At 69.1% G+C, this 26,397-nt stretch carries 28 protein-coding genes, 1 tRNA gene and 1 pseudogene; 10 read left to right on the top strand and 20 right to left on the bottom strand.

Going from position 1 to position 26,397, the window contains the following annotated elements; translation table 11 throughout:
* Positions 1-8 precede the first annotated feature (8 nt).
* The 4 genes from ACTMTU_RS12220 to dnaK are packed head-to-tail and all read right to left on the bottom strand — an operon-like array spanning position 9 to position 4,175.
* Positions 9-458, bottom strand: coding sequence for a heat shock protein transcriptional repressor HspR (locus ACTMTU_RS12220; RefSeq protein ID WP_005314561.1), 450 nt, complete (start codon positions 456-458; stop codon positions 9-11).
* Position 459: 1 nt separating this feature from the next.
* Positions 460-1,638 carry a molecular chaperone DnaJ gene (dnaJ, locus tag ACTMTU_RS12215; RefSeq protein ID WP_307707494.1) on the bottom strand — a complete coding sequence of 393 codons (1,179 nt, stop codon included), beginning with the start codon at positions 1,636-1,638 and terminating at the stop codon, positions 460-462.
* Positions 1,639-1,668: 30 nt separating this feature from the next.
* Entirely contained in the window at positions 1,669-2,322 is a 654-nt protein-coding gene (gene grpE / locus ACTMTU_RS12210; protein ID WP_189470828.1) for a nucleotide exchange factor GrpE, read from the bottom strand.
* The gene (gene dnaK / locus ACTMTU_RS12205) at positions 2,319-4,175 is read right to left on the bottom strand and encodes a molecular chaperone DnaK (protein WP_005314563.1); all 1,857 of its coding nucleotides are present in this window, start codon (positions 4,173-4,175) and stop codon (positions 2,319-2,321) included. The genes grpE and dnaK overlap by 4 nt, the downstream gene beginning before the upstream one ends.
* Positions 4,176-4,435: 260 nt before the next feature.
* On the opposite strand from dnaK, the gene ACTMTU_RS12200 reads away from it, so the two are divergent.
* The 6 genes from ACTMTU_RS12200 to ACTMTU_RS12175 all read left to right on the top strand — a co-directional run bounded on the left by ACTMTU_RS12200 (position 4,436) and on the right by ACTMTU_RS12175 (position 13,515).
* Entirely contained in the window at positions 4,436-4,987 is a 552-nt protein-coding gene (locus tag ACTMTU_RS12200) for a sugar transferase (protein ID WP_441263494.1), read from the top strand.
* A 125-nt stretch (positions 4,988-5,112) separates the two neighbouring features.
* On the top strand, positions 5,113-7,383 hold the full coding sequence (locus ACTMTU_RS12195) for a (Fe-S)-binding protein (protein ID WP_441263493.1): 2,271 nt from the start codon (positions 5,113-5,115) through the stop codon (positions 7,381-7,383).
* 213 nt (positions 7,384-7,596) lie between these two features.
* Positions 7,597-8,763 (top strand): FG-GAP repeat domain-containing protein, encoded by a 1,167-nt coding sequence (locus ACTMTU_RS12190; protein WP_441263492.1) that lies wholly within the window; start codon positions 7,597-7,599, stop codon positions 8,761-8,763.
* A gap of 140 nt (positions 8,764-8,903) precedes the next feature.
* Positions 8,904-9,797, top strand: a complete 894-nt coding sequence (locus ACTMTU_RS12185; RefSeq protein ID WP_441263491.1) for a YIP1 family protein — start codon at positions 8,904-8,906, stop codon at positions 9,795-9,797.
* Between the two features lie 229 nt (positions 9,798-10,026).
* Positions 10,027-12,276: an FG-GAP repeat domain-containing protein gene (locus tag ACTMTU_RS12180; RefSeq protein WP_441263490.1), complete on the top strand. Its 2,250-nt coding sequence runs from the start codon at positions 10,027-10,029 to the stop codon at positions 12,274-12,276.
* A 534-nt stretch (positions 12,277-12,810) separates the two neighbouring features.
* Positions 12,811-13,515: a hypothetical protein gene (locus ACTMTU_RS12175; RefSeq protein WP_441263489.1), complete on the top strand. Its 705-nt coding sequence runs from the start codon at positions 12,811-12,813 to the stop codon at positions 13,513-13,515.
* 215 nt (positions 13,516-13,730) lie between these two features.
* Here the strand turns inward: ACTMTU_RS12175 and ACTMTU_RS12170 are convergent, their stop codons facing one another.
* The 3 genes from ACTMTU_RS12170 to ACTMTU_RS12160 form a co-directional block, all read right to left on the bottom strand.
* On the bottom strand, positions 13,731-14,240 hold the full coding sequence (locus tag ACTMTU_RS12170; protein WP_441263488.1) for a phosphoribosyltransferase: 510 nt from the start codon (positions 14,238-14,240) through the stop codon (positions 13,731-13,733).
* Between the two features lie 13 nt (positions 14,241-14,253).
* Positions 14,254-14,829, bottom strand: a complete 576-nt coding sequence (gene dcd / locus ACTMTU_RS12165) for a dCTP deaminase (RefSeq protein WP_005314571.1) — start codon at positions 14,827-14,829, stop codon at positions 14,254-14,256.
* An 81-nt stretch (positions 14,830-14,910) separates the two neighbouring features.
* Positions 14,911-15,102, bottom strand: coding sequence for a hypothetical protein (locus ACTMTU_RS12160; RefSeq protein ID WP_441263487.1), 192 nt, complete (start codon positions 15,100-15,102; stop codon positions 14,911-14,913).
* A 219-nt stretch (positions 15,103-15,321) separates the two neighbouring features.
* Between ACTMTU_RS12160 and ACTMTU_RS12155 the strand changes: the two genes are divergently transcribed.
* A tRNA-Gly gene (locus ACTMTU_RS12155) sits at positions 15,322-15,395 on the top strand.
* A gap of 51 nt (positions 15,396-15,446) precedes the next feature.
* Here ACTMTU_RS12155 and ACTMTU_RS12150 read toward each other — a convergent pair.
* The 12 genes and pseudogenes from ACTMTU_RS12150 to ACTMTU_RS12095 form a co-directional block, all read right to left on the bottom strand.
* Positions 15,447-16,607, bottom strand: coding sequence for a tyrosine-type recombinase/integrase (locus ACTMTU_RS12150; protein ID WP_441263486.1), 1,161 nt, complete (start codon positions 16,605-16,607; stop codon positions 15,447-15,449).
* Complete coding sequence (locus tag ACTMTU_RS12145) at positions 16,607-16,819, bottom strand: excisionase family DNA-binding protein (RefSeq protein ID WP_441263485.1); 213 nt, start codon at positions 16,817-16,819, stop codon at positions 16,607-16,609. The genes ACTMTU_RS12150 and ACTMTU_RS12145 overlap by 1 nt, the downstream gene beginning before the upstream one ends.
* The gene (repSA, locus tag ACTMTU_RS12140) at positions 16,816-18,186 is read right to left on the bottom strand and encodes a replication initiator protein RepSA (RefSeq protein ID WP_441263484.1); all 1,371 of its coding nucleotides are present in this window, start codon (positions 18,184-18,186) and stop codon (positions 16,816-16,818) included. Before repSA ends, ACTMTU_RS12145 begins: the two co-directional genes overlap by 4 nt.
* Entirely contained in the window at positions 18,183-18,410 is a 228-nt protein-coding gene (locus ACTMTU_RS12135; protein WP_441263483.1) for a hypothetical protein, read from the bottom strand. The genes repSA and ACTMTU_RS12135 overlap by 4 nt, the downstream gene beginning before the upstream one ends.
* Entirely contained in the window at positions 18,407-18,595 is a 189-nt protein-coding gene (locus tag ACTMTU_RS12130; protein ID WP_441263482.1) for a hypothetical protein, read from the bottom strand. The genes ACTMTU_RS12135 and ACTMTU_RS12130 overlap by 4 nt, the downstream gene beginning before the upstream one ends.
* 91 nt (positions 18,596-18,686) lie before the next feature.
* Positions 18,687-19,004 carry a SpdD-like protein gene (locus tag ACTMTU_RS12125; RefSeq protein WP_441263481.1) on the bottom strand — a complete coding sequence of 106 codons (318 nt, stop codon included), beginning with the start codon at positions 19,002-19,004 and terminating at the stop codon, positions 18,687-18,689.
* A gap of 25 nt (positions 19,005-19,029) precedes the next feature.
* The gene (locus tag ACTMTU_RS12120) at positions 19,030-19,188 is read right to left on the bottom strand and encodes a hypothetical protein (protein WP_441263480.1); all 159 of its coding nucleotides are present in this window, start codon (positions 19,186-19,188) and stop codon (positions 19,030-19,032) included.
* Positions 19,189-19,204: 16 nt separating this feature from the next.
* Positions 19,205-19,399 (bottom strand): mobile element transfer protein, encoded by a 195-nt coding sequence (locus ACTMTU_RS12115; protein ID WP_441263479.1) that lies wholly within the window; start codon positions 19,397-19,399, stop codon positions 19,205-19,207.
* Between the two features lie 18 nt (positions 19,400-19,417).
* Entirely contained in the window at positions 19,418-20,155 is a 738-nt protein-coding gene (locus ACTMTU_RS12110) for a DUF2637 domain-containing protein (protein WP_441263478.1), read from the bottom strand.
* Between the two features lie 85 nt (positions 20,156-20,240).
* Positions 20,241-21,599, bottom strand: coding sequence for an FtsK/SpoIIIE domain-containing protein (locus ACTMTU_RS12105; protein ID WP_441263477.1), 1,359 nt, complete (start codon positions 21,597-21,599; stop codon positions 20,241-20,243).
* Positions 21,600-21,601: 2 nt separating this feature from the next.
* Positions 21,602-21,946 (bottom strand): annotated as a pseudogene (locus ACTMTU_RS12100) (SCO3933 family regulatory protein); the annotation flags it as partial.
* A gap of 149 nt (positions 21,947-22,095) precedes the next feature.
* On the bottom strand, positions 22,096-22,875 hold the full coding sequence (locus ACTMTU_RS12095) for a GntR family transcriptional regulator (protein ID WP_441263476.1): 780 nt from the start codon (positions 22,873-22,875) through the stop codon (positions 22,096-22,098).
* Positions 22,876-22,893: 18 nt separating this feature from the next.
* Between ACTMTU_RS12095 and ACTMTU_RS12090 the strand changes: the two genes are divergently transcribed.
* Complete coding sequence (locus tag ACTMTU_RS12090) at positions 22,894-23,361, top strand: NUDIX hydrolase (protein WP_441263475.1); 468 nt, start codon at positions 22,894-22,896, stop codon at positions 23,359-23,361.
* Between the two features lie 1,205 nt (positions 23,362-24,566).
* Positions 24,567-24,758 (top strand): hypothetical protein, encoded by a 192-nt coding sequence (locus tag ACTMTU_RS12085; protein ID WP_441263474.1) that lies wholly within the window; start codon positions 24,567-24,569, stop codon positions 24,756-24,758.
* 166 nt (positions 24,759-24,924) lie between these two features.
* Here the strand turns inward: ACTMTU_RS12085 and ACTMTU_RS12080 are convergent, their stop codons facing one another.
* Positions 24,925-25,188: a hypothetical protein gene (locus ACTMTU_RS12080; RefSeq protein WP_441263473.1), complete on the bottom strand. Its 264-nt coding sequence runs from the start codon at positions 25,186-25,188 to the stop codon at positions 24,925-24,927.
* Positions 25,189-25,644: 456 nt separating this feature from the next.
* Here ACTMTU_RS12080 and ACTMTU_RS12075 point away from each other — a divergent pair, with 456 nt between their 5' ends.
* Positions 25,645-26,160 (top strand): hypothetical protein, encoded by a 516-nt coding sequence (locus ACTMTU_RS12075; RefSeq protein WP_441263472.1) that lies wholly within the window; start codon positions 25,645-25,647, stop codon positions 26,158-26,160.
* Positions 26,161-26,397 lie beyond the last annotated feature (237 nt).

Genomic DNA, 26,397 nt, shown 5'->3' with positions numbered 1-26,397 from the left:
TCCTGCGACTACTCCGGCCGCTTGGGCCGCCAGACGACCAGCGCGCTCGCCTGCTGGACGTCCTGGTACGGCACGAGATCGCGCCGGTAGGAAGCATGGACCTGCGCCTCGCGCTGCTGCATGGCCGCCGCCGCGCCGTCGAGGGCCGACGACAGCTCCGCGACCCGCTGCTGCAGAGCCGCGACCTGGTTCTCCAGTTCGATGATCCGCTTGATGCCGGCCAGGTTGATGCCCTCGTCCTGCGACAACTGCTGCACCGTACGGAGCAGTTCGATGTCGCGGGCCGAGTAACGCCTGCCGCGGCCGGCCGTGCGATCGGGCGAGACGAGACCCAGCCGGTCGTACTGCCGCAGGGTCTGCGGATGCAGGCCCGACAGCTGCGCGGCGACCGAGATGACGTACACCGGCGACTCGTCGGTCAGTTCGTACGGGTTGCGACTGCGCCCCGACCGGTCCATATCAAGCTCCCTTCGCGGCCTGGAACAACTCCGCCCGCGGATCCTCGTCCGCGGTGGCTTCGCGGTAGGCCTCCAGCGCTTCCCTGGCCTTGTCGCCGAGCTCGCCGGGCACGGCCACCTCGACGGTCACCAGCAGGTCGCCGCGGGTGCCGTCCTTGCGGACGGCGCCCTTGCCGCGGGCCCGCATGGTGCGCCCGGCGGGCGTGCCGGCGGGCAGCTTCAGCGTGACCGGCGGGCCGCCGAGCGTGGGGACCCTGATCTCGCCGCCGAGCGCAGCCTCCGTGAAGGAGACCGGCACCGTGACGGTGAGGTTGTCGCCCTTGCGGCCGAAGACCGGGTGCGCGTCGACGTGGACGACGACGTAGAGGTCGCCGGCCGGGCCGCCGCGCTCGCCGGGAGCGCCCTTGCCGCGCAGCCGGATCCGCTGCCCGTCGGAGACCCCCGCGGGGATGCGGACCTGCATGGTGCGCGAAGAGCGGGCCCGTCCGCTGCCCTTGCAGACGTCGCACGGATCCTGGGCGATGAGCCCGCGGCCCTTGCAGTCCACGCACGGGTCCGTCAGCGAGAAGGAACCGCTGCCGCCGCGGGAGACCTGGCCGGTACCGACGCAGGTCGGGCACACCCGGGGCGTGCCGTTCTTGTCACCGGTGCCGGAGCAGGCCTTGCACGCGGCCGAGCTGGACATCCGCAGCGGGACCGTGGCCCCGTCCACCGCCTCGGTGAAGCTGAGCGTCACCTCGGACTCGATGTCCTGGCCGCGACGCGGCTGGGTGCGCGTGCCCGGGCCGGCGCCCCGGTTGAACAGGCCGCCGAACACGTCCCCCAGGCCGCCGCCGAAACCGCCGGCCTGGCCGCCGCCCGGGGCGCCTCCGAAGAGGTCGCCCAGGTCGAAGTTGAAGGTGCCGCCGGGACCACCGGCGCCCGGAGCGCGGAAGCCGCCGTTGCCGAACAGGGCGCGGGCGTCGTCGTACTCCTTGCGCCGTTTCGGGTCGCCGAGGATGTCGTTGGCCTCGGAGATCTCCTTGAAGCGCTCCTCGGCCTTCGCGTCACCCTTGTTGGCGTCCGGGTGGAACTCGCGGGCGAGCTTCCGGTACGCCTTCTTGATCTCGGCCTCTGTGGCGTCCTTGGGGACGCCGAGAACCTTGTAGTAGTCCTTCTCGACGAAGTCCTTCGTGCTCATCGACGTCCCTCCTTCCGGACGTTTCCTGCGTCAGCCCTCTTCGGGGCCACCGCTCTCCTCGTCGGCCGACTTCTCTTCCTTCTGTGCCGCGGGGGCCGCGCCCGGCTGGGGCTCGGCCACCGCGACCCGCGCGGGGCGGATCGTGCGCTCGCCGATGCGGTACCCCGGCTGGAGCACGGCGACGCACGTCGTCTCCGTGACATCCGGTGCGTACGAGTGCATCAGGGCCTCGTGGATGGTCGGGTCGAAGGGCTCGCCCTCCTTGCCGAACTGCTGCAGGCCCATCTTGGCGGCGGCCGTCTCGAGAGACTCGGCCACCGACTTGAACCCGCCCACCAGCTCCCCGTGCTCCCGAGCGCGGCCGATGTCGTCGAGCACGGGCAGGAGTTCGGTCAGCAGCGTCGCCGTGGCGATCTCCTTGACCGTGACCCTGTCGCGCTCCACGCGCCGGCGGTAGTTCTGGTACTCGGCCTGGAGCCGCTGGAGGTCGGCGGTCCGCTCGTTGAGGGCGGTACGCGTCTGGTCCAGCTGCGCCGTCAGGCCGGCGATCTTTGCTGCGTCCCCTGCCGGGGCCGCCGGGCCCTCCTGCTCGGAGGAGGTCTCGGCGGACTCGGCGGCGTCGTCAGGTGTGGCGCCGGAGGGGACGTCGGGCTTCTCCTCGAAGCCCGGGGTCTCCTCGGTCACGCGGCACCGTCCTTCTTCGGCTTGTCCTCGTCGACGATCTCGGCGTCGACGACGTCGTCGTCGGCCTGGCCGGCACCGGCCTGGCCCTCGGCGCCGGCACCCGCGGCCGCTCCCTCGGGCGCGGCGTTGGCGTACATGGCCTGGCCGAGCTTCTGGCTGACCGCGGCGACCTTCTCCGTGGCGGTACGGATCTCGGCCGTGTCCTCGCCCTTGAGCTTCTCCTTCAGCTCGGTGAGGGCCGTCTCGACCTCGGTCTTCACCTCGCCGGGGACCTTGTCCTCGTTGTCCTTGAGGAACTTCTCGGTCTGGTAGACGAGCTGCTCGCCCTGGTTACGGGTCTCGGCGGCCTCGCGGCGACGGTGGTCCTCGTCCGCGTACTGCTCGGCCTCCTGGCGCATACGGTCGACCTCGTCCTTCGGCAGCGAGGAGCCGCCGGTGACGGTCATCTTCTGCTCCTTGCCCGTGCCGAGGTCCTTCGCGGTCACGTGCATGATGCCGTTGGCGTCGATGTCGAAGGAGACCTCGATCTGCGGCACGCCGCGCGGGGCCGGCGGCAGACCGGTCAGCTCGAACATCCCGAGCTTCTTGTTGTACGCCGCGATCTCGCGCTCGCCCTGGTAGACCTGGATCTGCACGGACGGCTGGTTGTCCTCGGCCGTCGTGAAGATCTCGGACCGCTTGGTCGGGATCGTGGTGTTGCGCTCGATGAGCTTGGTCATGATGCCGCCCTTGGTCTCGATGCCGAGGGACAGCGGGGTCACGTCGAGGAGCAGGACGTCCTTGACCTCACCCTTGAGGACACCGGCCTGGAGCGAGGCGCCGATGGCGACGACCTCGTCCGGGTTCACACCCTTGTTGGCGTCCTTGCCGCCGGTGAGCTCCTTGACGAGCTCGGCGACGGCGGGCATACGGGTCGAACCGCCGACCAGGACCACGTGGTCGATCTCGGACAGCGCGATGCCGGCGTCCTTGATGACGTTGTGGAACGGGGTCTTGCAGCGCTCGAGCAGGTCGGACGTCAGCTGCTGGAACTGGGCGCGGGTGAGCTTCTCGTCCAGGTGCAGCGGGCCCTCGGCGGAGGCCGTGATGTAGGGCAGGTTGATCGACGTCTCGGTCGAGGACGACAGCTCGATCTTGGCCTTCTCCGCGGCTTCGCGGAGACGCTGGAGAGCCATCTTGTCCTTGGACAGGTCGACGCCGTGCCCGTTGGCGAACTGCTTCACCAGGTAGTCGACGACGCGCTGGTCCCAGTCGTCACCACCGAGATGGTTGTCGCCGTTGGTGGCCTTCACCTCGACGACGCCGTCGCCGATCTCGAGCAGCGAGACGTCGAAGGTGCCGCCACCGAGGTCGAAGACGAGGATCGTCTGGTCGTCCTTGTCCAGGCCGTAGGCCAGGGCCGCCGCGGTGGGCTCGTTGACGATGCGCAGGACGTTGAGGCCCGCGATCTCACCGGCCTCCTTGGTCGCCTGGCGCTCGGAGTCGTTGAAGTACGCGGGGACGGTGATCACCGCGTCGGTGACCTTCTCGCCCAGGTAGGACTCCGCGTCCCGCTTCAGCTTCTGCAGGATGAACGCGCTCATCTGCTGCGGGTTGAAGTTCTTCCCGTCGAGCTCGATCTTCCAGTCCGTGCCCATGTGGCGCTTGACGGACCGAATGGTCCGATCGACGTTGGTGACCGCCTGACGCTTGGCCACCTCGCCGACCAGCACCTCACCGTTCTTCGCGAAGGCGACGACGGACGGCGTGGTCCTGGCACCCTCGGCGTTGGTGATGACGGTGGGCTCGCCGCCCTCCAGAACGCTGACGACGGAGTTAGTCGTGCCCAGGTCGATGCCGACCGCACGTGCCATTTCGATTCCTCCAACAACTGACTTGAGTGGAACTGGCTCAAGGATGCCTCACCCGTTGGATCGAGTCAACCAACCTGAGTCGAGGCGGCTCAAGTTTTATCCCGCCCTTACGTGCAGTTCTTGACCGTGCGCGTGGCGCGCCCTGCGGCGGACGCGCATCTGGAAGAGTCATATCCGAAAAAAGCGGTCAAGAACTGTCAATGCGGCCAAGAGCCCCGTCAGGAAACGACCGCCGGCCACGGACGAGAAGGGCGCTCCCCATGCCGGCAAAGCGAGCCGTCGATCTGACGGGCGCCCTGCTCCTGCTGCTGGTGCTGTCCCCGGTCCTGCTGGCGGCCTCGGCCGCCGTGGCGCTGACCACGGCCGGCCCCGTACTGGAGCGCCACCACCGAGTGGGCCTCGGCGGCCGCCCTTTCACCATGTTCACCTTCCGGACCAGGTACGCGGGCCGCGTCACGACGGTGGGCCGGGCGCTGCGCCGCCACTTCACGGACCGGCTCCCCCAGCTGCTCAACGTGGTCCGTGGCGAGATGTCCCTGGTCGGGCCGCTCCCGCTGGCCCCGGACGCCGTTCGTGACGGGCGCGGGCCGGAGGGCGTCCGGCTCGCCGTACGGCCCGGAATGACGGGCCTGTGGCAGGTCGGCGGGCGCTCGGAGCTGCCCTGGGAGGAAATGACCGTGCTGGACCTGCATTATGTGGAGCAGCACTGGCTGGGACTCGACCTGGTGATCCTGGCCCGCACAGTGCCCGTGGCGGTCGCCGGACGGCGCGTCGCCCATGCCGCCCCGGTGACCCCGGTCAGGGTTGCCTGAGCGACACAGATCACCGCCTGCGTGGCTACAGTGCGGCGGAATAAGTGGGTAGTCTCAGCTCGGGCTGAATAAGTTACCGCTTAGTAGTACCTAGTCCTCCACCCTCGCAGGCCCGAGGAGCCTCCATGCAACTCGCCGCGATCATCGTGTCGCTGACCCTGACCGTGGTGGGCGTTGCGCTGCTCGCCCGCGCCATCGGCCAGTTCGTGCGCTACTTCAAGCTGGGGCAGCCGGTGCCCGCCGGCACCCGGACCGACAACCCCTACCAGCGCAGCGTGACCCTGGTCAGGGAGTTCCTCGGTCATACGCGGATGAACCGATGGGGCATCGTCGGCATCGCCCACTGGTTCGTCGCGATCGGCTTCCTGACGCTGCCGCCGACGATCATCACCGCCTACGGCCAGCTCTTCCGGGCCGACTGGACGCTGCCGGTGATCGGCGGCTTCCTGCCGTACGAGCTCTACATCGAGTTCATCGGGTCGATGACCGTCCTCGGCATCGCCACGCTGATGGTCATCCGCCTGCTGAACCTGCCCTCGGGCCCCGGCCGTAAGTCCCGGTTCGCGGGCTCGAAGATGGGACAGGCGTACTTCGTCGAGTACGTCATCCTCATCATCGGCCTGGCGATCTACGTGCTGCGGGGCCTGGAAGGCGCGATCCACCACGTGGAGGGCTACGAGGCCGCGTACTTCGCTTCGTACCCGCTGGTCCTGGCCCTCAAGGGCCTGAGCCTCGGCGTTCTCCAGAACCTGGTCTACCTGTTCGCGATGATCAAGCTGAGCACGACCATGATCTGGATGATCACGGTCTCGCTCAACACCAACATGGGTGTGGCCTGGCACCGCTTCCTCGCCTTCCCGAACATCTGGTTCAAGCGCAACGCGACCGGCGAGTCCGCCCTCGGCGAGCTGAAGCCGATGACGTCCGGCGGCAAGGAGATCGACTGGGAGGACCCGGGCGAGGACGACGTGTTCGGCGTCTCCCAGGTCGAGCAGTTCTCCTGGAAGGGCATCCTCGACTTCTCCACCTGCACCGAGTGCGGCCGCTGCCAGTCGCAGTGCCCCGCCTGGAACACCGGCAAGCCGCTGTCCCCGAAGCTCCTGATCATGTCGCTGCGCGACCACGCGCACGCCAAGGCCCCGTACCTGCTGGCCGGCGGCGGCAAGACCATGGAGGGCGAGGAGAAGGCCTCCGCCGAGCAGCTGAAGGACGTCCCCGCGGCCGCCCTGGCCGAGGCCGAGCGCCCCCTGATCGGGACCCTCGAGGAGAACGGCGTCATCGACCCGGACGTCCTGTGGTCCTGCACCACCTGCGGCGCCTGCGTCGAGCAGTGCCCGGTCGACATCGAGCACATCGACCACATCGTCGACATGCGCCGCTACCAGGTCATGATCGAGTCCTCGTTCCCGTCCGAGGCGGGCACGATGCTCAAGAACCTGGAGAAGAAGGGCAACCCCTGGGGGCTCGCCAAGAAGCAGCGCGTGGAGTGGACCAAGGAGGTCGACTTCGAGGTCCCGATCGTCGGCAAGGACGTCGAGGACCTCACCGAGGTCGACTACCTGTACTGGGTCGGCTGCGCCGGCGCCCTCGAGGACCGCGCCAAGAAGACCACCAAGGCCTTCGCGGAGCTGCTGCACATGGCGGGCGTCAAGTTCGCGATCATGGGCGGCGAGGAGAAGTGCACCGGTGACTCGCCGCGGCGCCTGGGCAACGAGCCGCTGTTCCAGCAGCTCGGCCAGGAGAACGTCGCGATGCTGAACATGGCGTTCGGCGAGGACGACGACGACCCGGAGACGAAGAAGCCGAAGTCGGCCAAGAAGATCGTCGCCACCTGCCCGCACTGCTTCAACACGATCGCGAACGAGTACCCGCAGCTCGGCGGCGAGTTCGAGGTCATCCACCACACGCAGCTGCTGCAGCACCTGATCGACGAGGGCAAGCTCGTCCCGGTCACGCCGGTCGACGGCCTGATCACCTACCACGACCCGTGCTACCTGGGCCGCCACAACAAGGTCTACACGCCCCCACGCGAGATCATGTCGGCCGTCCCGGGCCTGCGCCAGCAGGAGATGCACCGCCACAAGGAGCGCGGCTTCTGCTGCGGCGCCGGCGGCGCGCGGATGTGGATGGAGGAGCGGATCGGCAAGCGCATCAACACCGAGCGCGTCGACGAGGCCCTGTCCCTCAACCCGGACATCGTCTCCACCGCCTGCCCGTTCTGCCTGGTCATGCTCACCGACTCGGTCAACGGCAAGAAGAACGACGGCAAGGCCAAGGAGTCCCTCCAGGTCGTCGACGTGGCCCAGCTGCTGCTCGACTCGGTCAAGACGCCGCCGTCCGACCCCGCGCCGGAGACGGAGCCCGAGGGCGCACCGGAACCGGAGCCCGTGAAGTAGGCGTCTCCTACCAGGAGAACGACGAGCGGCCGGACCTGCCTCGGGGGCAGGACCGGCCGCTCGCGCGTTACGGGCGCGGCCGGCGGTCCGTCCAGGGCGGACCGCCCGGATCGCTGCTCCCCTGGGCTCATAACCTTTGCCCTTCGATCAAGCGCCGTCCATTGCCCTCACCGGCCCGCCCGCACGACCATCGTGGGGCGAGGGGGACAGCGGATGACGCGGGTGACAGCGAAACGGGGGTGGGCCGTGCGGCGTGCACGAGCCGGCACGGCGACCGCACTGGGCGCGCTCTGCGTCTCCGCGGTGCTGATGGCAGCCCTCACCGGCTGCGACAGCGACCCCGCACCCGCCGCCACGGAGCCCGCCGCCAAGAACGGCGACGCCGCGCCCCTCGCGGGCCGCACCACCACGCCCTCCCTCCCCGTACCGCGCGGCGACGGCAGCCGCGTCCCGTCCGACTTCAACGGCGACGGCCACCGCGACCTCGTGCTCGACGACCTGGTGAAGTCCGCGAAGGACAGCCACGGGGACGACGCGGGCATCGGCATCGTCTACGGCACCGGCGGCGGCGAACGCCTCGACCCGGCCGTACGGCAGCTGCTCACGCCCCGCACGCACGGAGCCGCGGTTCAGGGCGTCCTCCCGGCCGCGTTCGACGCCGAGACCTCCTGCGACCTCGACAAGGACGGCTACGCGGACCTGGTCGTGACCACCGACCCCCCGTACGACGGCATCGGCCGCCCGCCCGTACCGCTCCAGCTGCTCTTCGGGTCCGTCACGGGCATCACCGGCAAGGCCGTCGTCCTGCGGATCCCCGACAAGGCCCGCTACGGCAACGACTGGCCCGACCACCCCGTCTGCGGCGACTTCGACGGCGACGGCAGCGCCGACCTGGCCGTCACCGCCTCCGCCGGGCGCGTCAGCTTCCTGCGCGGCCCGTTCACCCGTGCCGGTGCGCCCCGCGCGGCCGGCGCGCCCGTCACCGGCGGCGGACCCGCCCTCGCGGCGCCCGCCGGAAAGGCCGACACCAACGGCGACGGCGCCGACGACCTGGTCGTCCTGCCCCGTACCCGTACGGCGGGCGCCCCCGCCAAGGGCACGCTGCTGCTCGGCGGACCCACCGGTCCCGGCCGCCCCGGCGGGAGACATGTCTTCGACGCGGTCCCGGTGCCGCCGGCGCCCGGACTCCCGGCCGGAGAGACGAAGCCGGTGACGGACCTGCTCGCGCACGCGGACTTCGACGGCGACCGGCGCCCCGACGTGGTGACACGGACACACCACGGCGAACGGGCCGACGTCGTCGCGCTGTACCCGGCCGGGGCGGAGCAATCCGGCGCCCGCCCTCTGATCAGCTTCAGCACGTCGGTCTTCCTGCCCTGACCAGCAGTTGGGCGTCGACCGACCGTCCTGGGGACGGCCCCCCGGGGTTCCCCTAGGGGATGTCACAGCTCGGCAGCAAAGGCCCTCTTGCCCCCGGTCCGCCGCCCCCTCGCGCTCGCGGACCGGGTACGTTCGATTACGTGGCTGGATTCAGGATCGGACGCGGCCGGGACAACCGCACCCCTCAACGGCAGCAGGCACCGCAGGCGCCGCCCCCCTACCAGGGAGGTGGCCGGCCGGCCCCGCCGCCGTACGGGCAACAGCAGCAGTGGCCGCCCGCCGGCGGCGCGCCCCGGCATGGCGCGGCACCCCAAGGTGGCGGCGGGTACGGCGAGCCGGAGTACTTCGGCGATCCGCACCCCCAGTACGCCCCGCCGCAGGACCCGTACGCGGCCAACAACCCCGGCCACACGCAGATGTTCAGCGTGAACGACGACCCCTACGGTGACGGCGGGGCCTACCGCGCCGGCGCCGCGCCGGCGGCCCCGGTGGGCCCGCGTCTGCACTGGAAGCAGCTCCTCAGCGGCATCGTGCTGCGGCCCGGGCCGACGTTCCTTCAGATGCGCGACTACGCGGTCTGGGGTCCGGCGCTCGTCGTCACCTTCCTCTACGGCATGCTCGCGATCTTCGGATTCGACGAGCCGCGCCAGGAGGTCATCAACGCGACGCTTTCCAACGCGATCCCGTACGTGCTGATCACCGGTGTCGCGTTCGTCATCAGCGGCCTGGTGCTCGGCGCGGTGACGCACACCCTGGCCCGCCAGCTCGGCGGGGACGGCGCCTGGCAGCCGACGGTCGGCCTCTCCATGCTGATCATGTCGATCACCGACGCGCCACGCCTCGTCTTCGCCATGTTCCTCGGCGGCGAGAACTCCCTGGTCCAGGTGCTCGGTTGGGTGACCTGGCTGGCGGCGGGCGCGCTGTTCACCTCGATGGTGAGCAAGTCGCACGACCTGCCGTGGCCGAAGGCGCTGGGCGCGTCGGCCATCCAGCTGATCGCGCTGTTGTCGATCATCAAGCTCGGCACGATCTGAGACCCGCACACATGAAGGAGGGCCCGCCGGCTACCGGCGGGCCCTTCCTCGTACGTGCCGTCCTGACCAGCTTGTTCGTATGACACTTCGCCCGAGGGGCCTGCCGCGCGCACAGGCCACTCGTTCCTCTCAGGAAACAAGCGGAACTCGTACAACCACCTCTCCTCACCGTCAGTCTGATCGAGCGGTGCGCACTGATGTGCGTACCGCTCGATCAGGAGGGACTTCCTTGGCTTCCGTACGCACCACCCGACGCCGTCTCGGCGCCTCCGTCGCCACCGTGCTCGCCGTGACGGTCGGTGCCGGCGTCATGGCCTCGCCCGGGGCGGTGGCCGCTCCCGCTGCCGTGGCCGCCACCACCGCCGGTGCCACCACCACCGGCGCCACCGCCGAGACGAATCTGCCCCTCGGCGCCGAGATCGTCAGCACCGGCGACACCGGCTACCTCACGTCCCGGAAGGACGACTCCGGCAACACGGTCCTGGAGTGGCACAAGTACGCCGACGGCTCGGTGGTGCCGATCACCACGGGCACCACGGGCCACGACAGCGGGTCCGACATCGTCGTGACCAGTGACGGCGGCAGCACGGTCTTCCTGCAGGACATGCGGGAAGGCGCCACCCTGTCCGCGTCCTTCGACCTCGCGGCCGAGTTCAAGCCGGGGGCGAAGCTCGTCGGCGTGGTCGGCGAGAACCTCTTCGTGCGTGTTCCGACCACCGCGGACTACCACGAGTTGTGGCAGCTCACCCCCGTCGACGGGCTGGCCAGGAAGACGAAGCGTTCGTCCAACTCCTACGGCATGGACTTCAAGGTCATCGCCTCCACGAGCGACGTCATGCTCGTCCTGAGCAGCAACCGGGTGTTCCCGAACTCGTCGACCTTCCGGACCGAGTACTGGCTGACGCGCACGACCGTCAACAGCGACGAGCCCATCGAATGGGGCAGCAGGGGGAACGTCGCTCCGTGGAAGCAGGCCTCGACGGGCGCCTACACGGCCGACTACGAGGCGTGGGTCCAGTACCGGAGCGGGATCACCGAGATCGCCGTGGACGGGACGTACGCCCACCCGAGATTCGCCATGGACAGCTCCATGAGCGGCGCCGCCATCGCCGGCATCGTCCGGGACACGCTGCTCTACGGGGTGCCGGGCCAGGCGACCGACGAGACCTCGAGCCCGCTGTACGCCCGGAGCATCAAGGACTCCACCGCCGCCCCGTACAGGCTCCTGGAGGACTACTCCAGCGTGGCCCACGCTCCCGACGGCGGTCTGCTCGTGCGCGGCAGCACGGCCGACGCCGACGGGCTGTTCCGGATCCGGGTGGGGGACGACGGTCGCCCGAGCGCCACGCTCGTGGCCGACACGGGCCGGGCCATGGCCGTCCAGGTGACCGGGTCGAAGGTCCCCACCGCGGTGAACCTGGAGACGGCGGGCACCGCGGTCCCGATGGAATGGACGCTGTCCCGCGCGAACGCCACCGTCGACCTCACGCTCACGCACACGGCCACCGGCAAGAAGCTCACCCAGCACCTGTCCCAGCCGGTCTCCGACAGCCGCTTCGACTTCGCCTGGGACGGTGTCCTGGACGGCATCAGCGCCCCGAACGGCGCCTACACCTGGCAGATCACCGCGACCTCGAACGACGGCGTCGGCGCCCCGGCCACCGCCTCGGGAAGCTTCCAGGTCTCGCGCCAGGCCAACCCGCACGACTTCAACGACAACGGCTCGACGGACGTCCTCGCGCGGGACGCCTCCGGTGTGCTGTGGCGTGACGACCTCTTCGACTGGCCGTCGGGCAGCCAGGTCACCACCGCCAAGCGGACGAAGATCGGCGCCGGTTGGCAGATCTACAACCAGATCGAGGCCGCGGGGAACCTCGCCGGCGCCCCGGCGGGCGACCTCGTCGCCCGCGACACCTCGGGCGTCCTCTGGCTGTACCTGGGCAAGGGCGACGGCACGTTCGCGACCCGCGTCAAGGTCGGCTCCGGCTGGCAGATCTACAACAAGATCGCCGCCGGCAGCGACCTCACCGGCGACGGACGCCCCGACCTCCTCGCCACCGACACCTCCGGCGTCCTGTGGCTCTACAAGGGCACCGGCAGCTGGTCCGCCCCCTTCGCGCCCCGCGTGAAGGCAGGCTGGGGCTGGGGCATCTACAACCAGATCACCGCTGTCGGCGACATCGCGGGCAGCGCGGCCGGCGACGTCGTCGCCCGTGACACCTCCGGTGTCCTCTGGCTCTACGAGGGCAACGGCACGGGCGGCTACACCCCCCGCGTCAAGATCGGCGCCGGCTGGAACGCCTTCTCCCACCTTGTCGGAGCCGGCGACGTCACCGCCGACGGACGCCCCGATCTGATCGCCCACGGCGCGAACGGCACGTACGTCTACCGCTCGACGGGCTCGACGACAGCCCCGTTCACCCGGCAGACGACGACTCTGTACGCGGGTGAGGGCACCAAGTTCAACAGCATCGCCTGACAGCGCTTCGCCAGGTGATGTCGTAGGGCCGCCCGCGGTGGGGCGCCGACAGGCGCCGGCCCGGGTGGCCAGGAGGTGCGGGGCCTGATGGAGGTCAGGCCCCGGCAGGGTCTTCGGGCCCGTCCGCTGTCCGGTCAGGACAGGTGGGCGGCACCGGGCCCTGAGGAGAACTTCCACGACCGGACCACCCCGGATGCCGTTCAGGCCAGGGGTGGTCCGGTCTTCGGTTTTCTCTCGCTCGGACGTTCGCGAGCCGCGCCGGTCTATGCGGGCGGCTGCGGTCGGCTCAGCGTCTTCCCACCTCGCAGACGGATGGCCGCCCCCCGAGGCAACGGGACCGAACAACGCGCCGGGGCGTAGATGTCAGCGGCCGACGCCGTTTCCGACGGACCGGTTTCGCGCGATCACTGACGCGCGCCGGCGCAGTGGCTATGCCCCGGGAAAATCTCGCAGGCATGATCACACGAGGCCACTTTCGAGTGACAATCCACCACTGACCAGCACATTCCCCCCAGGAAAAACGTTGTCCCAATCATGGATCCGCAGCAGTCCTGGAGTCGGCACAAAGCACTGGCGGAAGAGTTCTGTTTGCATGACAAACGGGTCAGGTTGGTGGAGGAAGCGTTACGAGAAGCACAGATGCACCGCAGCCGCTTACTGGCAGCCCTCGCCGTCACCGTGGGACGGGACAGGTCCACAGCCGACCTGTTGGGCCTGCCCGAACGCGAGGTGAGATCAGCGCGCCGCGAGGTCGGCAAGACCAATGCGCGGATCGTTGCCGGCGACATGCTCGACGAGCCGACGGCGTCCGACGAGAACCGTCGGGCCGCCGAATGGTCCGCAGAGCTGGACGCTGCGCTCAGCATCGGATGGAGCCAGGGGGTCGATCTGCATGTGCTCGCCGCCCAGATCGGCACCGACGTGGCAAGCGTCGTCGCGCGGCTGAAGGAGTTGTCCACGCAGGGAATGCTGCGCGGAAACGGCGGTGCCGCGACCAAGGGGCGCCACCGTAAGCGGAGTGAGAGCGCCGGCTCCCACGCAGCCGAGGCTGCTTCTCACGAACAGCAACAGCAGCCGGCGGGACCGCAGCCGGCCAACCAGGACATGGCGGGTAGTTGGGCGGCGTGGGAGACGCAGCTCACACATGAACCGACCGGCTCCACTGCGGGTGCGGCCGGTGGCGTCGTCCTGGAAGGCCAGGTCTGCTCGCCGTCTCGATACGACCACTTCCGGCAGTGAGACCGATCGTCCTCGACACAGTGGCCTGAAGGCCGTGTCGAGGACATGACCGCGAGCCACAGGGACGGCGATCAATCGGGAGACAGGCGGTCAGCACTCCGCGAGGTCAGCGGATCGTCTCGCCCATGAGCATGCCCAGCAGGCTCACCGTTCCGCCCGGAAAACGTGGTGCCGCGCGTCCGTTGTGTCTCCCCGGCTCAGGGCTGAGCCCAGGGCTACAGCGCTTCCCTGGAAGGCGTGATGGGCTCGCCCGCCTTACGCACGGGAGGCAACACGCTCCAGGGGAAGTTGATCCAGTCGTCGGTCCGCTTCCACACGTACTCGCACTTCACGAGGGAGTGCGACTTCTCGTAGATCACCGCGCTGCGCACCTCGGCGACATGGTCGAGGCAGAAGTCGTGGACGAGCTTGAGCGTCTTGCCGGTGTCGGCGACGTCGTCCGCGATGAGGACCTTCTTGTTGGAGAAGTCGATGGCGTTGGGCACCGGCGCCAGCATGACCGGCATCTCCAGCGTGGTCCCCACACCGGTGTAGAACTCCACGTTCACCAGGTGGATGTTCTTGCAGTCCAGCGCGTACGCCAGTCCGCCGGCCACGAACACACCGCCGCGGGCGATGGACAGCACGACATCGGGCTCGTACCCGTCGTCGGCGATCGTCTGCGCCAGCTCGCGGATCGCCCCGCCGAACTTCTCGTAAGTCAGGTTCTCGCGTACGTCACTCATGCGCTGAAGGTCCTCACACCTGCGTCCGATGGAAATTCATGAACGACCGCGAGGCCGTCGGCCCCCGCTGCCCCTGGTAGCGGGAGCCGTAGCGCGCGCTCCCGTACGGCTCCTCCGCGGGAGAGCTGAGCCGGAACATGCACAGCTGCCCGATCTTCATGCCCGGCCAGAGCTTGATCGGCAGCGTGGCGAGGTTCGACAGCTCGAGCGTGACATGCCCGGAGAAACCGGGGTCGATGAAGCCGGCCGTCGAGTGCGTCACCAGACCGAGCCGCCCGAGACTGGACTTGCCCTCCAGCCTCGACGCGAGGTCGTCGGGCAGCGAGATGACCTCGTAGGTCGACGCCAGCACGAACTCGCCGGGATGCAGGATGAACGCCTCGTCCCCCTCCGGTTCGACGAGCCGCGTCAGGTCGGCCTGCTCGACGGCGGGGTCGATGTGGGGGTAGCGGTGATTCTCGAACACCCGGAAGTAGCGGTCCAGCCGCACATCGATGCTCGAGGGCTGCACCATGGATTCGTCATACGGATCGATGCGCACGCGCCCGGCGTCGATCTCGGCCCGGATGTCCTTGTCTGAGAGAAGCACGCCCCGAGGATACGCAGAGCGCGCGGGCCGTCCCCAATCGGACACCTGCCCGCGCGCCCCTGGCACTGCTGTCGCCTGCGCCTATCGCCCGTCCTGCTGCCCCTGCTGCCCGTTCCCCACGGGCACGGCGCTCCTCAGCCGAGCGCAGCGCGGACACCGGATGAGCCGCCCCGGCCCGATCCGGTCCGCCCCGAGCTGCTGCATCGGAAACGAAGCGGTACTGAACACATGCCCCTCGGCACAGCGGACGACCGTGCGCTCCATCAGGTCCATCAGGCCCCTTCCCCAACGAATGCGGACGAACCTCACATTAGGGGATACCCAGGACACCACCGCACGCGGCACTCCGCCCGCCACGGTACGCCTCAACTCCCGCGCTCCGCACCCGTGTCCATGACCCGAGGAACACGAACGCCCCGCGGCGAAATACACCGTGGGGCGAGTGATGAGGTAGAGTGTGCGACGATGCGGCACCGATCACCGGTGCGCTGTGCGGGTGTAGTTTAATGGTAGAACATGAGCTTCCCAAGCTCAGAGCGCGGGTTCGATTCCCGTCACCCGCTCCACGCAGAAGGCCCAGGTCATAGACCCGGGCCTTATCTGTTGTCTGGACCGCGCTAAGCGCCTTGCACCAGATCCGCACCAGAAGGCTTCTCCTTGCCCTTCTGGCGGGCGGCGCGCACCAGCTGATCCAGCCCGCTTGCAACTTCCTGCTGCCGGTCCAAGTCGGAGTGCTGATAGATCAGCGCGGCCTTCTCCGAGGACTGCCCTGCGCGGACCATCGTGTCCTTGAGCGTGGCCCCGGAGCGGGTCGCGAGGGTGCGGCCGGTGTGACGAAGATCGTAGAAGCGGAAGCCGTCCGGCATGCCGACGAGGGCGCGGGCCCGACGCCACTTCCGCCCGAAGGTGGAGCGCCGGAACGGCTTGCCCTTCTCCCCCACGAACAGAAGTCCGTCCGGTCCCTTCTCCGCGTACCAGTCGAGATGCCGACGAAGGTCGGTCCGCAGAAAGGCCGGCAGAACCACGAGCCGCTTGCCCGCCTCCGACTTGGTGTCGCCAGGAGCGCGACGCCCGGTCGTCAGCTCGGGCGCGGCCATGCGGACGCGGACGGTCATCGCGTCCAGGTCGACATCCTTGCGCCGCAGCTCGGCTTGCTCCTCCGGCCGCATCGGACCGTACGCGCCGAGGTAGACCATCAGCCGCCAGCGAGGACCGAGGGCGTCGGCGAGCGCGTCGACCTGGTCGACGGTGGCGATCTGCCGTTCTGCGGACGACTCCTTGCCAGCACCCTTGATGCGGCAGGGATTGCGGCGGATCAGCTCGTCGTCGACCGCGGTCTCCATGATGGCCTTGAGGAGCCGGTACGACTTGGCCACGGTCGTGGCGGCCCCGGTGGACGTCAGCCGCTCGGCCCGCCAGGTACGGACGCGAGGCGCGGTGATCTCATCGAGGTCCAGGTCCTCGAAGGTGGGCAGCAGATGCAGCCGCAGGAGTCGGCGGTACAGCTCATCGGTTGTCGCGGACAGGCCGCGTTCGTCGACCCACTGGAGCGCGTACTCCTTGAAGTTCACGGCACCGGCGTCCGGGTCCTGCCAGTTGCCGCGCGTCAGGTCCGCCTCGATCTGGGACAGCCAGACCTCAGCATCCTTCTTGGTCTCGAAGGTCTCGGGCGCTCGGAACTCCTGCCCGTCCGGGCCCCGATAGCTCGCGGTCCAGCGGCCGGACCGGTACTGACGGACGGCACCGAAGCGCCGGCGGGTGCCCTTCTTGTTGGCCATCAGGCAGCCCTTCCGTAGCGGGCACGACGGCGGCGGATGGGCTGGACGGTGTTGCCGTCGATGTAGGCGTACAGCACGCTTTCCGCGATCCGCACATGTCGGCCGACCTTGACGAAGGCGATCCGCCGTTCGGCGATGAGCCGCCGAGGGAAACGGGCGGTAGTGCCGAGGCGTTCGGCGGCTTGCTCGACGGTCAGCAGGAGGTCACTCACGACCGTTCTCCTTCCAGGTCGGCGAGGGCTTCGCGGGCGGTTTCGCGGTTGAGTTGGATGTCTCGGGCGATGGTGGCGGCGAGGGCGGATTCGCCGGGGGTGTGGCCGTGTCCGGCGTACTCCCAGGAGGCGAGGACCAGGACGGTGTCCGGGTCGCCGAGGGCGTCGTGGTCCTGGGCGGCGCGGTAGTCGGCGCGGATCTGCCGGAGGGCGCCGAGGGTGGTGGAGTAGCGGCGGGATTTGGTGGAGAAGTGGCCGCGGAAGCCGAGCATGTGCGCCCAGGCCCCGAGCTTCCGGTCCGGGTAGAGGGGTGCGAGGTCGAGGCATGCCTCGATGAGGCGGCGGGGGTGGTCGGGCACGTCCAGGAGGTCGAGGACTTCCCGGTTCCCGATGCGTCGGTCGAGGCTGCCGGTCGACTCGGCCGCTTTGGTGGCGTACTTGGCGACGTAGGAGGCCACCGCTTGTTCGGTGATGTCGGAGCCGTCGCCGAAGGCCTTGACCGGTCGGATGTCGATCTGGCTGCCCCAGCGGAAAGGCCGGCGGGGCTGGTCCCCGGCGGCCGGGACCGTGACCGAGGTGTACGAGTGGGCGACAGCCGCGCGGATCGAGTCGTCGAGCAGCTGCACCGTGGCCCAAGACGGCGGGGCGGTGTCGGGGCCGTCCGGTCCGTCGAGGCGGATCACGGCATGGAAGTGGATCGCGCCGCGCTTTTGGAACTCGGCGACCTTGCCGTAGGAGAGGCGCAGTACGTCTTTCAGTTCGCGTTGGGTGAGTCCGGCGCGGGCGGCGATCTCGCGGCGCAGGCGGGTGGTGAAGCGCTGCCAGAGCTGCCCGGCGTGGTTGTTGAACAGGACCGTCCCGGCGTAGTCGTAGGTGGCCGGGTCGAGGGCGGTGCCCAGGGCGGGGTCGTCCTCGAGGTGGCGGGTGCCGCAGCGGCAGACGCCCCGGTCGGGCCGGTTGTGCACGGGCCCGAAGGAGGGCGCGGTGAGGGTGGCGAAGACGCGGGGGTGGTCGCGGACGGTGGCCGGGATGTCCTTGGACTCGTCTCCGGCCAGGCCCGCGCGGATGAGGTGGTAGGTGTCCCCGGCGTAGGTGTAGGCGCAGGTGGGGCAGCGGGAGGCGCGGCGGTTGCCGCATGCGACGCGGAGCCGTCCGTCCGGTTCGGTGTCGGTGGAGTACCGGCGCAGCGTCTCGCCCGTCGTGCGGTCCTTGGCGAGGGTCCAGCCGGTCAAGTGGATGGGGTCGGAGCAGCCGCCGGTGCGGTGCACCTGGTCTTTCCAGCGGTCGAAGCCGGGGGACCCGGCCACCCGGAGGACATCGTCCAGGGTGGCCGGGTCCAGGCCCGCCGCGGTGGCGGTGTTGTTCACGCGCTCTCCTCGTCGAGGTCCGGCAGGGCGTCGAGTTCGCGGGCGGCCTGGTCGGCGGCGGCGGAGATGGCGCGCAGGATGTCGGCGGTGCCGGCGGGGGCGATGAGCGCGACGTCGACCGGGCCGCCGCCGATCCGGAGGCTCACGAATTCGTGGTCCGCGAAGACGACGACGCGTGTGCGGGTGTCGGTGGTCAGGTGCGCGGTGACGGTGATGTCGTTCATGCCCGGCCCCCGACCAGCTGTGCGGTGCGGACGGGGCGGGTGCCGGTGCCGTGGCAGGCCGGGCAGTGGACGGTGATGCTGCGCAGGATTCCGTGTCGGTCGCGGCCGCCGAGGGTGACGCGGACGGTGGGGAAGCCGTCGCAGTGCGAGCAGACCCGCACGGTGGCGGTGGTGGGCTGGGCCATGATGGGTGTCCCTTCTTGTCCTTTGCGATGGGTTGGGGCACGGCTCCCGGGGCGGGCACGACTTGGCGGTTGAGGCCGCCCCGGGGGCCGGTCAGCGGTGCTTGTGCTGCTGGCTCATGAGCGAGCGGACGACGAGAGCGCACACGGCGACTGAGGCCGCGGTGACGGCGACCGCCAGGAGCACCGAGACCAGGACCGCGCCGACGACGAGGACCACGGCGGTGCCGCCACCGACGAGGGCGAGCGCGGTGCCGGGGGTGAGCTGGACCGTGGGCCGGGCCGGTGCCGCTGGGACGACGGGGACCGGGGCCGGGGCGGGGGTGTGCTGGACGATCGCGGTCGGCTCGACGGCGGGCGGGGTGACGATGCCGGTCGGGGTCGGCATGGTGGGGATCTTCGGTCGGAACATGGGTGCTTCTCCTTTCTGCGGTGGGCTACTTGCTGACGGCGGTGTCGATGACGGGGGCCAGGAGGCTGTCGGCGAGGAGGAAGCCGCCGAGGAGGAGCACGGCGACGAGCCACCAGGGCGGGCGGATGAGCTTGATGCCGAGGGCGCCGACGACGATCAGGGCGAGCCAGAGCGGAACGTCCATGGCGGTGGTCTCCCGTTCAGTCGGTGAGGCGGCAGCGGTGGGTGCGGGCGGCGAGCTGGGCGGCCGAGGAGTTGGAGAAGTCGGCGGACCAGCCGCAGCGGTCAGCGGTGCAGACGGCGGCGTGCTTGGTGCGGCCGTGCCGGTCGCGGTGGGTGCCGATCTGCACGGGGCCGATCCGCATGACGGAGTGGAAGTGGTCGCGGGCGGGCATCGCGGTCGTCCTTTCTGATCAGGCGAGTTGGGCGGCGATGGCGTCAGCCATCGGGGCCGGGACGCCGAGGCGGGCGCGCAGGGTGTCGGTGTCGATCGGTGAACCGGTCCGGGCGTGGTGGTCGTCAGCGACCTTGCGGGCGTGGTCGACCAGCGCGGCCGGGACCGGCGGAGCCGGGACGAAAGCGGGCTCGGCTGCTGCGGGCAGGGCCGCGGCAGGCTCCGGCTCGGCGACGGGCTCCGGCTCGGGAGCGGGCTCCGGCTCGGGAGCGGGCTCCGGCTCGGGAGCGGGCTCCGGCTCGGGAGCGGGCTCCGGCTCGGGAGCGGGCTCCGGTTCGGGAGCGGGCTCCGGTTCGGCCGGCACCACCTCGACCGGTTCCGGCTCGGGGGCACTCGCCGCGGGTGAGTGGGCGAGGAGCGTGCCGCCGAGGAAAGCGAGCGCGGGCCATCCGGCGATACCGAAGCGCAGCCAGGCGGGCGGGTGGGCCAGGTCGAGGAATCCGGCGGTGGCGACGTTCGCGCCGAGCGAGGCGACCAGCGCGATCAGAAACCAGCACCAGGCGAGCCGGGACGGGCCGTCGTTGCGCAGCCGACGCCAGGCGGCGACCAGGAGCAGGTCGACACTGACCGGGTAGGCCCAGGCCTTCCATCCGGTCTGTCCGGCAGCGGCGGCGAGGTCGTGCAGGTGGGCGAAGGACAGGGCCCCGGCGATCACGGCTTGCACCAGGACGGCGTCGACGCGCAGCTTGCGGGTCATGTCTTCACCTCCTTTGCAGGGCGTTGGGCATGGCGGGGGTAGGGAAGCGGCGCGAGGCGGTCGCACCGACCGGGTGCGGGAAGGGTCAGACGGAGGCGGGTGCCTCGGACTGGGCCGGGATCTTGACGAGCGAGACCGTGGGCGGCAGCTCGGGCCGGAAAGCGGCGAGGCCGGGCAGATCCGGGGTGCGGTGGGCGTGCCGGTTACAGGCGTTGACGGCCTGGCGCATCGAGGTGTGCGGGGTGCGGATGCGGGCCCAGCCGCCGGTCGAGTCGCCGGTGACGGCGAGGCCGGGGGTGTCGGTCGGGATGGAAATGGCGGCCAGGACGGCGTCGGGGGCGATGTCGCCGAAGGCCATATTCGCGCTGGTCTCGTCGTTGACGCGGTGGGCGGTGCGGGCGGTGAGCTGGGCGCGGAGCATAGTGATGCCCTTACCGAGTTCGGAGCCGAAGCGCTGTCCGCAGATCTCCAGATAGATGCCGGCGGCGCGGCCGAGCTGGGCTAGGCGGGCGAGCGCGGTGATGATGCGGTCCCTGCGCTTCTCCTCTTCCTTGGTGGCGAATAGGGCGAGTTCGGCGACCTCGTCAACGAGCAGGACGATCGGGGTCGGACGCAGGTGGTCGGGGAGGTCCCAGATGTCGGCGGCGATCTCTGCGTCGGGGATGTCGGCGGTGATGCGCTGGTCGGCGCGGATCAGTTGGTAGACGCCCTCCATGTGCGTGACGAGTGCGTCGAGGAGGTCGGCGGCGGTGTCGGGGTTGTCGGCCAGCGCGGAGAACCGGCGGGCCAGCGGGAACAGCTCCACCCCTTGCTTGCAGTCGATGCCGACCAAGGCCACGTCCTGAGCGGCGAGTTCGGCGACCAGGTTGCGCTGGTAGACGGACTTGCCGGACTTCGTTGCCCCGACAGTCAGGGCGTGCGGGGTGGTGCGGTAGTCGCGGTAGTGAACGGCTCCGTCCTCGCGCAACGCGACGGGGACGCGCATCGGCGTGCGGTCGACCTTGACGGGCATCTGCACCTGAGCAAGGACGTCGTAGCCGGTCATCCGCAGCTCGACCACACCCGAGCGGATCTCACGCGAGGTGACGCCGTACATGGCGAACGAGTGCCGCAGCCGGTCACACGAGGCAGCCACGTCGAACGCGTCCTGACCAGGTCGAAGCCCCAGCCGCAGCACCAGGCCGGTCCGGGTCGGGCGGAGCCGCAGGATGCGCGGCGCACGCGACTCGGGAGCCGGACGGCCGGCCATTCGAGCGAGGGCGAGCCGCCAGCGCGGCGGCGGGACGGTCAGCCCGCACGCTTCCATGACCGAGCCGTAGCGGACCAGGACCCGCAGCGTGGCCAGAGTGACGCCGAAGGTCAGCCAGTACCAGGCGGGGCGCCGCCACCGCAGGAGACCCGCGACGGCGACGACAACCAGCAGCGCGACCGTGAAGCCGGTCATGATCAGGTCGCCTTCGGCTTCGCGGCGTTCTCGACCAGTGACGTGACGGCGACGGCGCGGAAGGCGATGCCGTGACGGCGCTGCCCGTTGAAATCGTTCTCCCACGGCCGGGCGACCAGACCGGTGATCGCGACCGGGGTGCCCATGACCAGGTCGCTGGAGACACCGGTCTCCGGCACGGTCACGGACAGGATCTCCACCTCACCGTTCGCCGCGAACATCACGTCCACGGTCGACAGCGCGGCACCGGTCTCGGCGTCCATCGCACGCTCACCGGTACGACGGTCCTTCACTTTGGGCTGCGGGGGCTGGGCCACCATCACGGAGGCGGCGGAGGTGTCGACGGGATCTGACGCACAGAGATCACTCCTCTAGAAGTGCTGGACTCCGCCACTCATGTACATGAGTGACATGAAGAAGAGTGCACGACTCCTATACATGAGTCAACCCGCCAGGGCGAAGAAGTCCCGTCGGGCTGAAAGGAGTTGAGCAAGCGTCAGTCGGCAGCGGGGATGCGGTACTCGAAAACGAACTGGTCAGCCGCCATCAGCGTGTCGCAGACCTCGACCACGCGGCCCTGTTCGGTGACCGCGTTCCGGAGCAGGTGAACGACGGGCGCCCCTGGGCTCAGGGCCAGTTCGGACGCCTCAGCCTTGGCGGCCGGGCGCGCTGTCAGCGTCTCGACGAACTCGGCGAAGGTGTGGCCGTCGTCCTCCAGCCGGGCGTAGATGCCACCAGGGCCGGGGTTCTCCGAGAACAGCTGGGGGATGTCCTTGACCACATCCCACGGCAGGTACGACGTGGCAGTTTCCACCGGGACGCCGTTGCGGAAGTAGAGCCGCCGCCGGGCGAGGACCTGAGTGCCGGCGGGAACGTCGAGCCGTTCGGCGATGTCCTCGGGAGCTTCCATCGGGCCGATGTAGAGGACGCTCACCTTGGCCGTGGCGCCCGACTGGGCCGACTCGGCGAGATACGCGGCCTTGCCGCCGCGGCGATGCGAGGCGCGGAAGCGATCGGAGGAGCGCAGCCGCACGGGCGGCCGGTCCTTCACGATCGAGCCCTTGCCATGACGGGTGTCCACGAGCCCACTGGCCCGAACCTCCACCATGGCCTTACGAATCGTGCCCCCGGAAACGCCATAGCGCTCCACCAGCTCGGATTCACTCGGCACCAGGTCACCAGGCTTGAGGACGCCTGCCCGGATCTGCTGAATGATCTCGTCGGCGATCTGAACGTACCGAGGTACGGCCCTCCCACCTCCTACGGCTGTTCCCATAGTCCTTCTCACTCTCCTATGCTCCTGTACATGAGTAACAGCGCCCGAGAGACCCAGTCAACGCCACTGCACTCCGTGTCCGTCGCGGGAGCAGTGGTGCGCGAGGACGGGCGACTCCTGGCGATCCGCCGAGCCGACAACGGAACATGGGAGCTCCCCGGCGGCGTGCTCGAACTCACCGAGGCCCCCGAAGACGGCGTAGCCCGCGAAGTCTGGGAAGAGACCGGCATCCGGGTCGAGGTCGACGAGCTCACCGGGGTCTACAAGAACACGACGCGCGGCATCGTCGCCCTGGTCTTCCGATGCAAGCCGTCAGGCGGCATCGAACGAACCTCCGCAGAGTCGACAGCAGTTGACTGGCTCACGCCCGAGGAGGTCGCCGAGCGGATGGCCGAGGTCTACGCGGTGCGCCTGCTCGATGCGCTGGACGGGCATGGACCCCACGTCCGGAGCCACGACGGCAAGCAGCTGATCCAAGCGCGGTAAGAGTTTCTCTACTTCATCAAGCAGCTGATCCAAGCGCGGTAAGAGTTTCTCTACTTCATCAAGGCGGCTCGCTCCGCTCGCCGCGCGCGGCCCCGGCTCCAGCGCCGGGCCCCGACGCTCCTGTCTCCGCCCCGCTCCGGGCCCCGGCTCCGCCGGCCGCGCGGCTGAGCGAGCACACCTGATGCAGTGGACGGTAGCCCGCTGTGGCTGGGCCCGGTCGGCTCCACGGCTTTAGGCAGCCACCATGGGGCGAGCCTCGAAGATCGGGGCCCACATCGGGCTATTGCGGGCAGGTCCAGAGACTGCCCGAGTCGCGGCAAGCTTACGGGCCCCGATCTCTCGCCCCATGGCAGCTCCCGCCCAAAGCCGCTACACCGACCTTCCACGTTCGGGCGGTTGCGGGCCCGGGGCCCTCGTACATTGGGCTGCATGGAATGGCTGACCCTGGTCGGTACTTTGAGCGGTGGCCTGTTAGGCGTGGGCTCAACGCTGCTGGTGGAATCGGCGCGAGCAAGGCGCGAACGCGGAACCCGACTTGAACAGGTGCAACGTGAGGCGTATCTGAGGTTTCTGACAGCTCTCACTGAGACGGAAGCTGCACTACTAACTCTCAGCCAGCCCGCCAGCGGTGCTGACCTCATATCTGCGTACCGCGCTCACCAGCTACTGCCGACGTACTACGAGCTTCTTCTCGCCGCTCCTCCTGCGGTCTGCGATGCTGCACGCGGCGCATATAGCGGACTGCGAACCATACGTGATGCCATTGCTACAACTGGGCTTGCCGCTGGGCCCTCAGCGGAGTGGCAGGCGGTCCACGTCCCCTACGACGCCGCAGTCCGCGAGCTGCGGAACGTGATGCGCCAGTCAGTACTGGGGGGTTTGTAAGGGCGCTGAGCTGCGGCGGCCGTGCCATTAGTTCGCATCGGTGCGCCCGTAGCGGCCGGAATGGCCATCACTGACCGATCCGGCTAGAGCTACGGATCAGAAGGATTCTGACATCCACGGCTGACATCAACGACGCCGGACAGGGGCGTACAGCAGCGAATCTGTCCGGCCGCCACACCAGCCGACGACAGTCGCCAGAGCGGGCTCGGATCGAACTCCTAAAGCGGGTGTCGCAGGCCGGCAGGTCGGTGACCTGTAGCAGCTCCAGTCCAAGCCCCTCCACCGAACTCAATCTGCACGCCTCGGGCTACATTCACCAGATGAGCATCGAGGAGCGAGTGAGCTGCGCGTTCTGTATGGAAACCACCGACATCAACCCTTCCGGTGATGGCGTCACGTTGGAGATCACGCGGGCCGGGGAACAGAGCACGCAGTTCGTCTGGGCCCACCTGAGCTGCCTCGACGAGCGACTTCACAAACAGATCACCCGGGGCCCATGGCTCGACGGCTAGAAGTGTGCCCCTCCCATGCCCGATCGAGCAGGGAACCTCGGGGAACACCGGGCGATCACGGTGCGCGGACACGGAAGCGGCCCCCGACCAAGTTGCCTGGTCAGGGGCCGTTCATCTGCGGTGGGTGTGGGATTTGAACCCACGGTGACTCGCGCCACGACGGTTTTCAAGCCCGTGTGCAGGACACGGCTTGCCGACGCAGCCCCCACGCCCTGAACCGGCCACTCACGAAGATGCCGACGCCGGCGGACAGCGCAATCAGCAGAATCGAAGCCCCGCCGTCCACGGTCACGTGGCGGCCCTGGGTTGCCGATGACCCCAGAAAAGCGACGATCCCAGTGAACGTCACCGCCGCCACGGCAAGGCCGATCGCTATTTCAGCCCACCACATCGCCTGCGTCGGTCGAGTCGTCATGGCGTAGTTGTACATCACGCCTTCCTGCCGTACAGCAGCGAGGTACAGCAACCATCGGGACCGCAGTCAACCGTCAGCAGTCCCGCATGACCATCTGACCAGCCGAGCCGACCTCAGTGACCGTCCCGCCCATAGTTCGCATCGAGAGGGTCAGCCCGTGCCACAGGCGTGCCAGAAGGAGCGGGGACTCACGGGGAACAGCGGCTACGAACGGGGCTCCGAGCCCGCCGGCACGGGAGCCAGCATGACCCAGGTCAGGGCCCAAGTGGCCCCACCTCGCTCCTCGAGCGGTACAGGGCCCAGAAGCGCTAGCCGCAGGTACAACCGCATCCTCGCAGAAGCACGGTCACACCGACCATTTTGAACCCAGATCACCCTGGCGGCCGCCCTGCCTGGCGGAGGGCGATTCAGCCGCTGAAGATCAGAGGAGAACAGCCGCTACCGGGCGGCTGGATGTCGGAAGAGAACAGCATGGACAAGTCCTCGTTGGGGTCCATTGAGGCCGTCGTATCCAGCCGCATGGCCGTGATTTCGGCCGATGACAGCAGTGTCGTCGCCGCCGTGCAAGAGACGCTCAGGAAGGGCAGGTCCGCGACGTTCTACGTCACCCATGCCCAAGCGGCAGCGGTGAACTCCTGGTACTGGACTCCTAAGCGGATCAGAGAAACTGAACTGGAGGCCGTTCCAAAGGAAGAAAAGGCGAGAATTGAGGCTGAGTTGGGTGTCAAGGAAACTGGAGCCCTCTACTCAAACCGGATCGCGTGCGAATGCGGACGCGTATATGGGGCCTTTGAATTTGTGGAACAGGGAATTCGTGAGCACGGGCGAGAGGCAGTCGGGGCGGTTTTGGAGTTGAAGGACACATCAGTCATTCGCGTAAACCCGGTTCAAGTCGCGATGTGCCCTGACTGCAACCAAAAGCTGCTGCGCGGTCACTACTACTGCTGGGTGAATGGCTATGGATGCTGCAAGAGTACCGAGGTGTAAAGGGCTGTCGCAGTCTGCTGCTGCCCGTCTCGGCGACGCCGGCGTGCCAGATTCGTGCCAGATCGAGCAGTCAACCACGGCCAATTGGGGTGCGAGGCGGTGTAGACGAGCGCCGACAGGCTCGGCGCTGTTGTAGGCCTGTCGACCAGCCAAGACCGGCCTGCGATCGGCACCAGGCTTACAAGGCAGCGCTCCACCTTCCCAAGCTCAAGGCTTCAGCCACCGGAACACGCGGCA

The organism is Streptomyces sp. OZ13, from assembly GCF_052068155.1.
In the GTDB taxonomy this organism is placed as follows: domain Bacteria; phylum Actinomycetota; class Actinomycetes; order Streptomycetales; family Streptomycetaceae; genus Streptomyces.
This window is presented reverse-complemented; position numbering and strand designations above follow the sequence as displayed.

Coding starts and splice junctions, on each gene's coding strand:
- ACTMTU_RS12095 (WP_441263476.1), bottom strand. CDS start 22,875: ATGGGAACAGCCGTAGGAGGTGGGAGGGCCGTACCTCGGTACGTTCAG.
- ACTMTU_RS12190 (WP_441263492.1), top strand. CDS start 7,597: ATGACGCGGGTGACAGCGAAACGGGGGTGGGCCGTGCGGCGTGCACGA.
- ACTMTU_RS12135 (WP_441263483.1), bottom strand. CDS start 18,410: ATGAACGACATCACCGTCACCGCGCACCTGACCACCGACACCCGCACA.
- ACTMTU_RS12170 (WP_441263488.1), bottom strand. CDS start 14,240: ATGAGTGACGTACGCGAGAACCTGACTTACGAGAAGTTCGGCGGGGCG.
- ACTMTU_RS12115 (WP_441263479.1), bottom strand. CDS start 19,399: ATGCCCGCCCGCGACCACTTCCACTCCGTCATGCGGATCGGCCCCGTG.
- ACTMTU_RS12125 (WP_441263481.1), bottom strand. CDS start 19,004: ATGTTCCGACCGAAGATCCCCACCATGCCGACCCCGACCGGCATCGTC.
- ACTMTU_RS12200 (WP_441263494.1), top strand. CDS start 4,436: ATGCCGGCAAAGCGAGCCGTCGATCTGACGGGCGCCCTGCTCCTGCTG.
- ACTMTU_RS12220 (WP_005314561.1), bottom strand. CDS start 458: ATGGACCGGTCGGGGCGCAGTCGCAACCCGTACGAACTGACCGACGAG.
- ACTMTU_RS12175 (WP_441263489.1), top strand. CDS start 12,811: ATGGATCCGCAGCAGTCCTGGAGTCGGCACAAAGCACTGGCGGAAGAG.
- ACTMTU_RS12195 (WP_441263493.1), top strand. CDS start 5,113: ATGCAACTCGCCGCGATCATCGTGTCGCTGACCCTGACCGTGGTGGGC.
- ACTMTU_RS12085 (WP_441263474.1), top strand. CDS start 24,567: ATGAGCATCGAGGAGCGAGTGAGCTGCGCGTTCTGTATGGAAACCACC.
- ACTMTU_RS12110 (WP_441263478.1), bottom strand. CDS start 20,155: ATGACCCGCAAGCTGCGCGTCGACGCCGTCCTGGTGCAAGCCGTGATC.
- ACTMTU_RS12160 (WP_441263487.1), bottom strand. CDS start 15,102: ATGGACCTGATGGAGCGCACGGTCGTCCGCTGTGCCGAGGGGCATGTG.
- ACTMTU_RS12150 (WP_441263486.1), bottom strand. CDS start 16,607: ATGGCCAACAAGAAGGGCACCCGCCGGCGCTTCGGTGCCGTCCGTCAG.
- ACTMTU_RS12080 (WP_441263473.1), bottom strand. CDS start 25,188: ATGTACAACTACGCCATGACGACTCGACCGACGCAGGCGATGTGGTGG.
- dnaK (WP_005314563.1), bottom strand. CDS start 4,175: ATGGCACGTGCGGTCGGCATCGACCTGGGCACGACTAACTCCGTCGTC.
- ACTMTU_RS12075 (WP_441263472.1), top strand. CDS start 25,645: ATGGACAAGTCCTCGTTGGGGTCCATTGAGGCCGTCGTATCCAGCCGC.
- ACTMTU_RS12090 (WP_441263475.1), top strand. CDS start 22,894: ATGCTCCTGTACATGAGTAACAGCGCCCGAGAGACCCAGTCAACGCCA.
- ACTMTU_RS12130 (WP_441263482.1), bottom strand. CDS start 18,595: ATGGCCCAGCCCACCACCGCCACCGTGCGGGTCTGCTCGCACTGCGAC.
- ACTMTU_RS12105 (WP_441263477.1), bottom strand. CDS start 21,599: ATGACCGGCTTCACGGTCGCGCTGCTGGTTGTCGTCGCCGTCGCGGGT.
- dnaJ (WP_307707494.1), bottom strand. CDS start 1,638: ATGAGCACGAAGGACTTCGTCGAGAAGGACTACTACAAGGTTCTCGGC.
- ACTMTU_RS12120 (WP_441263480.1), bottom strand. CDS start 19,188: ATGGACGTTCCGCTCTGGCTCGCCCTGATCGTCGTCGGCGCCCTCGGC.